General features: G+C 69.8%; 9 protein-coding genes and 1 pseudogene. 5 read left to right on the top strand and 5 right to left on the bottom strand.

What is annotated here, in order from left to right; all coding sequences use genetic code 11:
* Nucleotides 1-275: 275 nt before the first annotated feature.
* Nucleotides 276-875 (bottom strand): hypothetical protein, encoded by a 600-nt coding sequence (locus AQJ84_RS24440; protein ID WP_030037870.1) that lies wholly within the window; start codon nt 873-875, stop codon nt 276-278.
* Nucleotides 876-1,073: 198 nt separating this feature from the next.
* Here AQJ84_RS24440 and AQJ84_RS24435 point away from each other — a divergent pair.
* Nucleotides 1,074-1,793: pseudogene (locus AQJ84_RS24435) on the top strand (hypothetical protein).
* A gap of 200 nt (nt 1,794-1,993) precedes the next feature.
* Here AQJ84_RS24435 and AQJ84_RS24430 read toward each other — a convergent pair.
* On the bottom strand, nt 1,994-2,602 hold the full coding sequence (locus tag AQJ84_RS24430) for a DinB family protein (RefSeq protein ID WP_051869487.1): 609 nt from the start codon (nt 2,600-2,602) through the stop codon (nt 1,994-1,996).
* Nucleotides 2,603-2,974: 372 nt separating this feature from the next.
* On the opposite strand from AQJ84_RS24430, the gene AQJ84_RS24425 reads away from it, so the two are divergent.
* Nucleotides 2,975-3,715: a VOC family protein gene (locus AQJ84_RS24425; RefSeq protein WP_030037872.1), complete on the top strand. Its 741-nt coding sequence runs from the start codon at nt 2,975-2,977 to the stop codon at nt 3,713-3,715.
* A 50-nt stretch (nt 3,716-3,765) separates the two neighbouring features.
* On the opposite strand, the gene AQJ84_RS24420 is transcribed toward AQJ84_RS24425, so the two are convergent.
* Nucleotides 3,766-6,192 (bottom strand): SpoIIE family protein phosphatase, encoded by a 2,427-nt coding sequence (locus AQJ84_RS24420; RefSeq protein ID WP_030037873.1) that lies wholly within the window; start codon nt 6,190-6,192, stop codon nt 3,766-3,768.
* 182 nt (nt 6,193-6,374) lie between these two features.
* On the opposite strand from AQJ84_RS24420, the gene AQJ84_RS24415 reads away from it, so the two are divergent.
* Nucleotides 6,375-7,835, top strand: coding sequence for an aldehyde dehydrogenase family protein (locus AQJ84_RS24415; protein WP_030037874.1), 1,461 nt, complete (start codon nt 6,375-6,377; stop codon nt 7,833-7,835).
* A gap of 306 nt (nt 7,836-8,141) precedes the next feature.
* The gene (locus AQJ84_RS24410; RefSeq protein WP_030037875.1) at nt 8,142-8,801 is read left to right on the top strand and encodes a TetR/AcrR family transcriptional regulator; all 660 of its coding nucleotides are present in this window, start codon (nt 8,142-8,144) and stop codon (nt 8,799-8,801) included.
* Nucleotides 8,802-8,998: 197 nt separating this feature from the next.
* On the opposite strand, the gene AQJ84_RS24405 is transcribed toward AQJ84_RS24410, so the two are convergent.
* On the bottom strand, nt 8,999-9,313 hold the full coding sequence (locus tag AQJ84_RS24405; RefSeq protein WP_030037876.1) for a hypothetical protein: 315 nt from the start codon (nt 9,311-9,313) through the stop codon (nt 8,999-9,001).
* Nucleotides 9,314-9,916: 603 nt separating this feature from the next.
* On the bottom strand, nt 9,917-11,503 hold the full coding sequence (locus AQJ84_RS24400; protein WP_030037877.1) for a hypothetical protein: 1,587 nt from the start codon (nt 11,501-11,503) through the stop codon (nt 9,917-9,919).
* Between the two features lie 220 nt (nt 11,504-11,723).
* Here AQJ84_RS24400 and AQJ84_RS24395 point away from each other — a divergent pair, with 220 nt between their 5' ends.
* Nucleotides 11,724-12,971 (top strand): MFS transporter, encoded by a 1,248-nt coding sequence (locus tag AQJ84_RS24395; RefSeq protein WP_030037878.1) that lies wholly within the window; start codon nt 11,724-11,726, stop codon nt 12,969-12,971.
* Nucleotides 12,972-13,164: the final 193 nt, after the last annotated feature.

The raw sequence follows: 13,164 nt of genomic DNA, 5'->3' as shown, positions 1-13,164 counted from the left end.
GGCGATAAGCCGAACGAGCTGGACAGCCACGTCTCCCGCTGTCCCCCGTCGATCCTCCCTCGGAGGGCCTCGACCACCGCCTCGGTCGATGTCGGCACACCCCTGCCACCATCGATCATCCAGGTTTCGATCATGAGCACGACGATCTCACGGCCGACCCAGGGACGTTCCCGGCGGACCCGCCCTTGGCCCCGGCCAAGACGCGAACGGACTCCCCTGAAAACGCCACTCGGAAGGTCCGTCCGGGGTTGTGCCTGGTCAAGGGGCGCCGGTGCTCATCTCTCGGGGTCGGGCCAAGTCGCCACAAGTGCTCGCCGATCCTGAAAGCGGGGACCGGGGACCATCTCCTGGAGGGTTTCGCCGTTGAGCCAGCACACCTGCTCGGGGCCGCCGTCGCCGGTGTCGAACAGGCAGCACACTCCGCCGCTGGCGGCGGTGAGGTCGGTGAACACCTTCCTTACGTTGGTCGACCGCGCGAACAAGCGGCTCATCTCCGACGTAGCTGCCCAGCAATCCACCGACGCGTAACCAGGGTGCAGGAAGGACTCGAACCGGATCGTCGCGTAGACGTATCCGATCTGGATGCGCCCGTCCGCCTCAGGTTCAGGGCCGCCCGTCTCCGCGTACTCGCGCAACGCGTCATCGACGTCGAACATGATGGACGTGTCGAGATCGAGCGTGCTGCTCATGGAGCAGTCGACCGGCTCGCTCTTGAACTGGGACGTGAACGGGAGGACGAGCCGGTCACCACCTGGCAGTGTGACCTCGAGCGGCGGCACGGCACGGGTCGGTGGCGCCAGCTCGGCCAGATTGGCCAGCGCCCTGGCGACGTTCCTGGGACGCAGGTAGATGTCGTAGCTGTAGTCCAGCCCCAATACTTCCCCCTATGCCGGATCGAACTGCACCCTCTCATGACAGCTGCGCGAAGTCGTGGCGTTTTCCTCCGGTCAGCAGGACCAGGACCGCGAGTGAGTGGAGTCGACCACGCGCCGGGACCAGTCCCACTGGAGGGCATGCCGAGCGAGAGCGGAAAATGAGTACGGGACTGCCTGCCGTCAACCGATCATGTGGGTATGACCGGTCAGCTGACGATCAGTACTTTGACTTTGCAGCACAGGATTCCGGACGACTGGGCGGCGGACCCCTGGGCCGAGGTGCGGCCCCTGGTCGACGGCGTGGACGTCCTGAGGGAGGTCCACCCGGAAGGGATGGCACCGAGTTGCCGATACTGGACGGGGCCGGCGGGGAGCTGGCCACTGGCGGTCACCGAGGAGCCCCGCCGGATCATGATCACCGAGCCGGTCTGCACGGCCGGCTGCTGCGGTGCCCTGTACGTCACCGTGCGCCGCGAGGGCGATCGGGTGATCTGGGACGCCTGGGAGAACACCAGCAACGTGAGTGCTGTGCCGGCGAACTTCCGTTTCGATGCCGTCCAGTACGAGGCTGAGCTCGCGCGGGCAGCGGCGGACCGTAGCTGGGAGGAGCCCGTGGACACTGTCGCCCGGCTCCTCGAGCTGACCCTTGCAGACAGTGGCTGGTTCGAACGCTGAGACTGCGTCCTGACAAGTGTCTCGCCACGACGCGAAGAACCCGGCCTCCCCCAGGAGTTCACCAGCCCCGAGGGTGTCGACGTCGAGTTCCACCAGGTCCAGGGGCCGGGCCGGCGTGCAGAACTCTACGGGTATGTGTTCGCAGTCACCCGCGACCGGACCGTGGAAGAGCAGGTACGGCGACTCACGGAGCATATTCTGGCCGACGATCCGCGGAAGACTGCTGAGATTCAAGGAAGTTGAGAACATGGCGACAAGTGCGCGCGCGTCGTCACCGACGGGGCCGCCCCCCTCTTGTCGAGCCGGTGAAACCACGGTGCCTCTACGGGCATCGGCAGGTAGCGTGCGGGCCATGTCGAGCCCCGAGTCGGACACGGGGGGAGCTTTCGGTCACGCCGTCAGCCCACTGCCATCACTGAGTTCGTAGCGTTTCCCGCCCCGCGTCACTCGATGTCTCTTCCGCTGTACCTCCTTGCCATGGCCGTCTTCGCCATGGCGCGCGGTACGGCACCGTCCTGCCAGCGGTAGAGGTCGCGCAGCAGGGAGATCTCGGCGCCGTGATGGATCAGCTCCCTGTTGACGTGCAGGACCCTGTTCTCCATGGGAAACCGCTCGGGACCCACCGTGGGCGGATTATCCAGGTCAGCGTCCGAGAGTTCGCGGACCCCCGCGTTCCATCTCCCGTACACCTCATCGAGCTGTTTTAGCGCCTCGTCAGCGGTCCCCGCGTAGGCGAACGTCCGGGAGTCGACGTCCTGGCCGCCGAAGTACCACCCGACCCGATAGCCCAGGCAGGAGACGATGATGTGCGCCAGCCGCCAGGCAATCGTGGTCACCGGCGCCGGCACCGGGTCAGGGGACGCGGAGTCCATCGTCCATTCCCCCGAGCCTTCCGACATCGGTGCGGCGGACGTGCCACGTGGGCGGACGCTCCAGCAGCCGCGCACCGGCTCCCAGAAGTACTCCTCATCGGTAAGACCGTCCAGCCGCGGCCGCAGGTTCTTGTGCCAGTACCAGTCCAACTGCTCTGCGAGCCGCTCGCTTCTTGTCATTTCCGCACACTACATACGCCGGAGACCGGGCTGCGACCCTCGCGGACGCCGCCGGCCGTGGGCCGCGAGAGCATACCGCACGGGGAGATGACGCTGGGGCTGATGTGCCCTTCGGGTGGCGCCGCCGCGAGCGGCTGTTTGACATCAACAACCCGGCTGGCTGGGCTGGTTCAATGACCCGGATGGGACAGTCTCGACCGATGACATGACGGATGATCAAGACCGCAGACTCCCGCCCGAGATCAGCATGAGTATCCCGAGCGAGCGCCACGCCAGAGCCTCCGGCCTGCATGTTCGAAGGTGGCGAAGACTCTCTGTTCGGTGACGGCACCTGCGGATGTCGTTGCAGCGTCGGCACATAGGATCGCCGGTATGGCACTGCGACCTGTTCAGGTGAACATAAAGGCCCTTGACGACTCGGCGGTCGGCCGGTTCTGGGCGGAGGCGCTCGGCTGGGGTGTTTCCAGCGAGGGACCCGGCGTGACCAACGTCGAACCCGTCGGCGGCTTCGTGTGGCCGGACCCGGTCGCCGTCTGCATCGACGTCGTAACCGTCCCGGAACCCAAGACGTCAACGAAGAACCGTGTGCATCTCGATCTCGCCACCACCTCGGCGACCCATCAGGCGGAGCTGGTCGCACGCCTCCGGGCACTCGGTGCGACGCCCGTCCACGTGGGCCAGGGCGACGTGCCGTGGACGGTCCTCGCCGACCCGGAAGGCAACGAGTTCTGCGTGCTGGAGCCTCGGGAGACCTACCGGGACACCGGGCCTATCGCCCGGGTGGTGGTCGACTGCGAGGATCCGCGGGCCATGGCCCGGTTCTGGGACGAGGCGATGGACTGGACCCTGCACGAGGTGACCGACGATCACGCGGTGTGGCGCTCCGCCAAGGGCGTCGGACCATATCTCGAGTTCCTCCGCACCGGCGTGAAGAGCGTGCCGGACCGCGTCCATCTCGACCTGCTGCCGTACCCCGGTGACGATCAGGCAGCGGAGGTGGCCCGGTTGCGGGACCTCGGTGCCACCGACCTGGACCTCGGCCAGGGCGACGTCCCGTGGAGGTGCATGGCCGACCCGGAGGGCCACGAGTTCTGCGTCCTCGCCCTGTCCTGACGCAGAGCCCTGACGACACCAACCTCGCTGCTCCGTTCGTCGGTTGGGCCTCAGTCGACGGGAAGAGACTGCTCGGCCCAAATGATCTTGCCGTTGGTGATGTGACGGGTGCCCCAGCCTTGGGTGAGTTGAGCGACGAGGAGCAACCCGCGTCCGCCTTCGTCGAAGGTGCGGGCCCGCCTCAGGTGGGGCGCGGTCGCGCTGCCGTCGGAAACCTCGCAGATGAGGGTGCGGTCGTAGATCAGTCTGAGCTCGATGGGAGGCCGGCCGTACCGGATGGCGTTGGTGACCAGTTCACTGACGACCAACTCGGTGACGAACACGGCATCGTCCAGGCCCCATTCGGACAGTTGCCGGCTAGCGGCCTTGCGTGCCCCGGCGACCGCGGCGGGGTCGGGTGGCAGCTGCCAGGTTGCCACGCGGGAGGCGTCGAGGGCGCGGGTGCGGGCGACGAGGAGAGCCACATCGTCGGAAGGGCGATCCACGAGCATGGTGCGCAACAGGGCGTCACAGATGGCCTCCAGGCCCTGAGCGGGTCGGCGCAGCACCTCGCGCATGGCGTCGATCCCTTCGTCGATGTCACGGCCGCGGGCCTCCACGAGACCGTCCGTGAAGAGCACGAGCAGGCTGCCCTCGGTCAGCTCCAGCTCGGTCGACTCGAAGGGCAGGCCACCCAGGCCGAGGGGCGGACCTGCCGGGACCTCGAGGAACTCGACGGTGCCGTCAGGTGCCACCAGGGCGGGCACGGGGTGGCCGGCCCTGGCAATCGTGCAGCGGCGGGAGACCGGGTCGTAGACGGCGTACAGGCAGGTGGCGCCGATGTCGCCGTCGAGCAGGGCCATGCTGTCCTCCCCGCCGGCCAAGTGGTTGACGAGGTCGTCGAGGTGGGTCAGCAGCTCGTCGGGAGGCAGGTCGACATCGGCCAGTGTGCGTACGGCGGTGCGTAGCCGTCCCATGGTCGCCGAGGCCTGGATGCCGTGTCCCACGACGTCACCGACGACCAGGGCGACCCGGGCGCCGGACAGTGGGATGACGTCGAACCAGTCGCCGCCGACACCGGCTTGCGCGCTGGCGGGCAGATAGCGGGAGGCGACATCCAGGGCCGCCTGCTCGGGAAGACGTTGCGGAAGCAGGCTGCTCTGCAACGTGAGAGAGGTGTCGCGCTCGCGGGTGTAGCGCCGGGCGTTGTCGATGCACACGGCGGCGCGGGCGGTGATCTCCTGGCCCAGCAGCAGGTCGTCCTGCTCGAAACGCTTGGGGTGTCGGTGGCGGGAGAACGTGGCCACTCCCAGGGTGAGGCCACGGGCGCGCATGGGTACCGCCAGCACCGAGTGGAACCCGAACTGCCGCATCCGATCGGCCCGTTGCGGGGCGGTCCGGTCGAGATTCTCCAGGACGGCGGGCGTGACGTGCTCGATGAGCGGCCGTCCCGAGGCCAGACAGTCCGCGGCGGTGGAACCCTCCGGGTAGGCGGCCACCGTCCCGTGCGGCACCACCGTTTCGGGACAGCCCTCTAGCACCGACTGAGAGGCGACCCTGCGCAGCATCACCGGACCGGACGGAGCGCCCTGCGGCGGATCCTCACCCCCCTCGATCGCCGGCAGGAGATCCACCGTCACGAAGTCCGCGAACCGCGGGACCGCCACGTCGGCGAGTTCCTGAGCGGTGCGGGGCAGGTCCAGGGTGCTGCCGATCCGCACGCTGGCGTCGTTGACCAGGACCAGTCGCTGCCGTGCGAGGTACTGCTCCGTCACGTCGTGCGCCGACAGCAGGACTCCTTCGCTCCGCCCGTCAGAGTTCCGCACCGGGACGAGGGACACCGACCACACGCTCTCCCGCTCGTGGCCGGCGAGGTGCAGTGCGGCTCCGAGCTCCTGAAGGCGGCCGGTCTCCAGCGCGGTTCGCATGCCCTCCTCGGTCCGTTCGCTCTCCGGGTCGAGGACGATCTCCGTAACGCGCAGGCCGCGCATCTCCTTCTCGGACAGGCCCATCACACGTTCCATGTCGGCGTTCGCCCAGCGCAACCGCAGTCCGGTGTCGTACAGGGCCATCGTGTAGGGAGCCTGGGCGAAGCTGCGCCGCACGAACGAATCGTCCTCGGGAGTCGGGGCCGGCTTCGACACGGCTGACACCAGCAGCCAGTCGTCGTCCCCGTCGTTCTCCCGGTGATGGGCCAGCAGCCCAACGGTGAGCCGGTGACCGTCCCGGTGCAGCAGCGTGGCCGTCCCGCTCCACCTAGGCAGACCGGTCAACGAGTCCAGCACGTGCGTGTGAGCGGCGTCCGCGAGCAGCACGGACCCGTTCCGGCCGACCACCTCGGAGGCCCGGTATCCGAGCAGTCGCCGGGCCCCCTCGTTCCACGCCGTCACGACACCATGGCCATCGACGACGACCCTGGCGGTGGCCGCCTCGTCGACCTGTTCCTGCGACCAATCGCTCGGAGGGCCCTCGTCCCGCGCGGACGCGGATCGGATCATGACGTCATCTCGCCTCACTCACGCCCTGGGGCCGTCTCTCCGCGAGCGCCCTGAACCCGAGGTGCGCCGCACCTTCACTTATTACGACACTAGACACAAGAGTGACAGATGGGCGGGTATGGGTCCTCGTGGCAGGACGGCTGGCAGGACGGCGACACCGCCCCCGGACGGAGGCGGCACCCATGGCTGGCAGCGGCACGAGGTGGCCGGATCAGGACGAGTGGGCCGGGAAGATCTACAGCGCGGGCTGGCGCGAGCCCCACGGTGGCACGCGCCAGGTGATCGAACCTGCCACGGGGCACGTGCTGGCCGACATCGGCGTCGCCTCCCCCGCGGACGTCGCCCGGGCCGGCGCACGGGCCGCCCGGGCCGCCGGGGACTGGGCCGCGGCAGCTCCTTCCGATCGCGTCGAGGTCCTGCTGCGTGCGTCCGCCGCCCTGCGTGAGCACAGCGATACTTTCCGCGACTGGATCGTCCGTGAGTCGGCCGGCGTCCCCGCCAAGGGCGACTACGAGATCAACGCCGCCCTGGCCCAACTGACGCACGCCGTCGGACTCGCGTCCCTGCCCCGGGGTGAGGTCCTGGCCCCTCAGGTCCCCGGTGGAGCCAGTCTCGCGTGGCGGGTCCCGCTCGGCGTCGTCGGTGTCATCAACCCCTGGAACGCGCCGCTCCTGTTCGCGGTGCGCGCACTGGCGCCCGCCCTCGCGCTGGGCAACACCGTGCTGCTCAAACCCGACCCGCTCACCCCCGTCTCCGGGGGTGTCCTCGTCGCGCGGCTCTTCGAGGACGCCGGGCTGCCCGAGGGAGTGCTGCATGTCTTGCCCGGCGGCGCGGAGACCGGGCAGGCGGTCGCGGCGGATCCCCACGTCGCCATGGTCGCGTTCACCGGCTCCACCGAGGCCGGACGCGCCGTGGCCCGTGTGGCAGGCGAGGGGCTGAAGCGGGTCTCCCTGGAACTCGGCGGCAAGAACCCTCTCGTCGTGCTCGAGGACGCGGACGTGGAGGCGGCAGCCCTGGCCGGAGCCATGAGCACCTTCGGCTACCAGGGACAGGCGTGCGTCGCAGCCGGCCGGCACCTGGTCCACGCCGACCTGGTCGAGGCGTACACCGACGCGCTGGTCGGGCACGCGCGGACCATGCGCGTCGGCGACCCCCGCGAGGAGGGCGTCAGCGTCGGCCCGGTCATCAGCGAACGGCAGGCCACCAGGATCGAGCGCATCGTCGACGCGAGCGTCGCCGCCGGGGCGCGGGTGCTCACGGGCGGCCGGCGCGACGGCCTCTTCTACCCGCCCACCGTCCTGGACCACGTCGACCGGACCATGCCCGCCTTCACCGAGGAGATCTTCGGTCCCGTCGCCCCGGTCATCCCCTTTCACACCGAGGCGGAGGCCATCGAGATCGCCAACGACACCGCGTACGGTCTGACGGCTGCCGTGCACTCCGGCTCCGTACCGAGGGCGACCGCTGTCGCAGAGCGGCTGCGCACCGGCATGGCCCACATCAACGACGTCTCCGCCAAAGACGCCGCGAACGCCCCGTTCGGAGGCATGGGCATCTCCGGAAACGGCTCCCGCATCGGCGGCACAGCCAGCCTGGAACAGTTCACCCAGTGGCGCTGGATGACGGCACCGGGACCGGTGTGACATCGGAGCCGGGCGGAGGCCTACGAGTACTCGCAGCCGGGCGGAGGCCTACGGGTACATGGCGTGGCGCCGCGCCACGCCATGTACCCGTGATCCGCGCTCCGCTGTCGTCCCACGGTGGCGATGTCGCCGCCCCCGATAACGGATACGATGAGGCCGAAAATGGATTTCCGGCGCGCTCAGTGCCGCATCGGCCGCTGAAAGGGTGACCGTCTCATGGCTTCGGCGACACCACCCGTCCCCGGTAGTCCTGACTGGTGGGCGAGCCGGCCGCCGACTCCCGCCTATCGGCGCGGGCGTCCCCCGATGGACGTCGACCGGATCATCGAGACGGCGTTGAAACTCATCGATGAGGTCGGGGCCCAGGCGCTGACACTGCGGATGCTCGCCGACGCCCTCGACTCGGGTACGGCGACGCTCTACCGGCACTTCAACGGCAAGGACGAACTTCTCGTTCTGGTCGCCGACAGAATCCTGGGCGAGGTCCGCGTCCCTCCTGCCGAATCGGCAGGCAAGTCCTGGCGGGAGGCCGCGACAGTCGCCGCGGAGGCTTTCCACGACACCTTGCGCCGACACCCCCGAGCGGTTCCTCTGCTGTCGGCTCAGGTTCCTGTCGGCCCCAACGGCCTGCGCGCCAGGGAACGGCTGCTCACGCTGTTCCTGAGCCACGGGTTCTCGGTCCGGCTGGCAGCCCGCGCCTACACCGCGCTCGGACACTACGTGACGGGCTTCGCCATCCAGCAGTACGGCCCCGGCACACCCCGCCCCGAGGACCAGGTGCGCCTGCGGGGCTACTACCGTGCCCTGGACCCGGCCACCCACCCGGCCACGACGGCCGCAGCCGACGACCTCACCTCCGTACCGCTCCAAGAGGAGTTCCGGTTCGGCCTGGAGCTGCTCCTCGACGGTCTGGAGCAGGCCAGGCTCAGAGAGTCTCAGGTGTGCGGCGATGCGGCCGGGCGCTGACCCTGGCAGGTCACGGGGTGCGCGTCGGAACAGGTCGATGTCGCCGACGCCGATCCTGGCGGGCGGCACCCCGGTGTGGTCGGCGCGCCGTGTCGCGCCGGTGCAGGGACGCTCGTCCACGCCCCTGGGACAGCGGCCGACATACACGGTTCAGGCGGATCACTCGTTCGCGAGCACGCTGTCTGTCGGACCGAAGATCACACGTCCGGCTGTCCTTGGCGCCGCTCGGGTACGGCGTCCCGCCGCGGGAAGCCGGGCGGCCGCCGCACCACGGGCCGATCGTCGTGGCCGGAAACGGCGATCCCGCTCAGCGGCGAGGCAACTTCAGCCGAACGGATCCGCGCCTCCAGGCCCGGCTCGATCTGCGTGTCCGTGCTGTTGAGGAGTCCGGCAAGCATGAAGTAGTGACCGGCCAGCATCACCGCTTCGACGGCACCCTTCGTTCCGTACCGTGAGGGCAGGCCCGCCCACTGCCGCTCGGAGAGCCGGCTGGTGGCCGGCAGGGTATCCACGTCGGCCAGCAGTTCGGCGTCCTGAAGGTCCCAACCCCCGAGGTCGATCCGTGTGGCGTGCGCCGTTTCCCTGAGCTCCTACCGGTTGGGCGGCGGAAGGAAACCGCCCCTGGACTCCGCTGCGTATTTATGGATACAACGTAACCATAAAACGGCTGGACCTCCACTGTGGTCCGCGTCAGGACATTCCATGTGGCCGTCCCGGAAAGTTGCGGGCGGCCAGCCGGATGACGGGGCCGTAGGCGATCCGTCCGAGGCTGGGTCGTCCTCGTCGGGCTGGACACCGACGAACGTGTTGTCGTCGTCGTTGAGTTGGCCGACCAGGTGGAACAGGCCTCTTCCGACGGGTCGTCGATGTGTGTAGTCCTCGCGACCGAAGCCCGCGGGACTCGGCCGCGGCTGCAGCGGTGCCTTCGACGGCGGTCTGGTCGGCCGGTTCCTGACAGTGGAGCGGGCCCCGCGCCTGCGTAGGTAGGCACGGTTCGCCCGGCGTCTGTTGCCAGCCGGGGAGGCAGCCGCCTCGGGAGGGCCTGCGGGGGTTGCCGGCCGCTGGTTGGACGCCGGGGTTGCTGGTTCCAGCGCGAGGCCACCAGCAGGCTTCTTCTACGCCGGCGGCCTTGCCCGTTGGCCCTCCGCCATCACCAGCCCGCGGATCGTTTCCTGACTCAGCGCCGGGTTCGCAGCCGCGGCATGGGCCAACTCCTCGTCGTCGAGGAGCTGTGCCAGCCGAGACTGCGGAAGCTTCGGGTGGCGCGTCGCCGCGGCCCTCACGGCAGGGTCCGGGTCCAGGGTGAGCCGCTCCACGGCTGCCGGCTCGGTTTCGAGGTCGCATGCGGCCAAGGCCCGGACCTCAGGGTCCTCGTGGTCGGCGAAGGCGGCCAGTCCGCCGGTCGGGAAGTTCGGCCGGGTGGTGAGGTGGCTGCGCTCGGGGCCGGTGTACTCGAGGAAGCTGCGCAGCAGAAGTGGCGCGGGGGCGTCTGGATGATGCTGGGCCAGCAGGACGCGTACGCCGAGGTCGTCGTCGGCCGCCAGGCGTGCGACGAGGTCCGGTGGCAGCAGGTGATCCCTGGCTGCCTGCCGACGCAGGAGTGGGTGGCTGGAGAGCGCCTTCCGGCGGACCGTCTTCGGATCCTGCGGGACCTCGGGCGGGCGATGGAAGACGAAGACATGGTCCATGGGGGCTTCGTAGTCGATCCGGGCCCGTTCCTCCTCGCTCAGTGCGGGGTGGACGGACACGGCCAGCCGGACCTGCGGGGCGGGGTCCGTCGCGAGCGCGCGGCGCTCCGCAGCCCCGAGGTCCGCGCGGTGCGCGACCCTCGTGCGCACGTCCGGGTTCGGATCGGCGACGAGCGCGTGGCGCTCGGCAGGTCCGAGGTCCGCGCGGTGCGCGATCAGGCCCCGTATCTCCGGGTCCGGATCCACGGCCAACAGAACCACAACGTCGGGAGGAAGGGAGGGGTTGACGGCGATCATCGCCTTGTCCTCCTCGCCGACGGGACTCTCGAGGACACCGTCCACTACAGCTCTGCTGAGGGCGTGATGGAGCAGCATGTCGTTGCGGGCGTGGCACGGCCGGTCAGGGAGCGCGCTTTCCACCCACGCCGGATCCTGTCGGCGCGCGTGTCGCCGCGCCGTCTCCCGGACCTCGTCATCGGGATCCGTGAGCAGTGCGGCCCGCGTGTCGGCGGACAGTGACGCCCACTGGTTGACGCCCCAACAACGAACCTTCGGGACCGGATGCGTGGGCATGGAGCGGCGCAACGTGGTGGAGATCTGCTGGTAAAAGCCGTACCCACCCAAGAGTTCGCCCTCGTACGTGCTGATCATATGGACGACGGCCTCGTCTGGCAGGGGCCTGGGCTGCGCCGGGGCGGCCCACCGGGGTCCCCCGGCGAGGTGGGCACGGACGAACCATTCGGGGTCGTCCAGCAACCGAACTCGCTGGGCCGGATCGACATGGGGGTTACGGGCGAAGAAGCTGCGGGTGTAGGCGTCGGGGTGCTCGATCACCGCGTCGACGACGGCGTCGGGCAGGATCCGGTCCCGGCACAGCACCATCCGTACGGCAAGCGGAGCGTCGGCGAGCAACCGCAGCAGGATGCTCTCTGGAGCGGACGGGTTGAGGGCCAGCCCCGCGAGCCGACGGGCGGGAAGGTCCGCGTCTGACCAGATCTGCTCAGGCGTAGGCATGCTCCGTCTCCCCCCAATGTGCCAACCGGCCTCGTGCGCGACTGGTTGACGACCCTATCCGCCTCACACGGTGACGGGCCAAGCGTCAAGTAGCACTGACGAAGGCGTCGGCGAAGGCATCAGCCAGGGTGCCATGAGGGGGAAGCCGCGCGCCTGGCCCGGCGTTGCCGGTCCTATATCCCGTTGACGGGCGCGCCGCCCAGCCCCAACGATCAGGCGCATGTGTGCCGCCCTGGCGCCTCTGCGCCACCGCCCGTTCCGTCACCTCTTCATCGGTACGACGGCCAACCTGCTCGGCAACGGGGTGGCGCCGATCGCCCTGGCCTTCGGCGTGCTCGACGCCACTGGCTCGGTCGGTTCGCTCGGGTTGGTGGTCGGCGCCCACTCCCTCACCAGCATCCTCTTCCTGCTGTTCGGCGGGGTGTTGGCGGACCGGCTGCCGCGCGGCCCGCTGCTGGTCGGCAGCAGCATGGTCAGCGCCGCGAGCCAGGCGGTGATCGCCGCCCTGATCCTCACTCACAGCGCCGCCATCCCCCTGCTCATGGTGCTCGCCGCGGTCAACGGGGCGTCGAGCTCCTGCTACCAGCCCGCCGCCCAGGCCCTGCTCCCCCAGACCGTGCCGGCCGAGTCCCGCCGCGCCGCCCTCGCGCTCTCCCGGATCGCGGGCAGCAGCGCGATGATCGTGGGTGCTTCGCTGGGCGGCCTACTGGTCGCCGCGGTCGGCCCCGGCTGGGGCCTGGCCGTCGACGCGCTCAGCTTCGCGCTCGCCGCCGCGTCCTTCGCGCTGGTCCGCGTCCAGGCCGCGCCGCCCGCGCCCAGCCCAGGCGTGGTGCATGAACTGCGCGTCGGCTGGCAGGAGTTCACCTCCCGAAGCTGGGTGTGGGTGATCGTGGTGGCCTTCTGCTTCCTCAACGCCGGCGGCACCGCCTCGTTCACCGTCCTCGGCCCGGCCGTCGCCGACACCACCGGGATCGGCCGCACCGGCTGGGGCCTTGCCCTCGCCGCGGGCTCGCTCGGCGCGGTCGCCGGCGGCGTACTGTCGCTGAGATGGCGGCCCCGGCGCGCGATCCTGGTCGGCTGCGCGCTCATGAGCCTGACGGCGATGACCCCGCTGCTGCTCGCGCTCGCCCCCTACACCTGGGTTCTCGTCGTGGCCAACTTCGTGACGGGCGTGGGCGTCGAGCAGGCCGGTGTCGCCTGGTACTCGACCCTCAACGAGCAGATCCCCGAGGACCGCCTTGCCCGCGTCTACGCCTACGACGACCTCGGCTCCTACCTCGCGCTCCCGCTCGCCCAGTTCGCCACCGGACCCGCCGTACTCCTCCTCGGCCTCCATGCCACCCTCTACGCGGCAGCCGCACTCATCCTCCTCGCCACCCTCGCCATGGTCGCCACCCCCTCCGTCCGCGCCCTCGTCCCGAAGACCGCAGAACCGCTGTCCGCCTCCGACGATCCGGTGCCTTGCTGAGCTCGATCCGACTCGTGAACAACCAGAGGTGGGTGGTGTTCCGGGCGCGATGGTGCGCCGCGCTCAGCGGGTCCGTGCCCGCTGGGCTGCGGTGGTGCCAGGTGCCACGCCCCTCGGTCCGTACGCCCACGACGCCGCCGGGGAGTCGGCATCAGCTCCGAGAGCGTGCGCGCCTGGGTGAACGGGCGTGTAT

The organism is Streptomyces resistomycificus, assembly GCF_001514265.1.
Lineage (GTDB): Bacteria > Actinomycetota > Actinomycetes > Streptomycetales > Streptomycetaceae > Streptomyces > Streptomyces resistomycificus.
The sequence above is the reverse complement of the archived record's forward strand: the minus strand, read 5'-3'. Positions and strand labels throughout refer to the sequence as shown.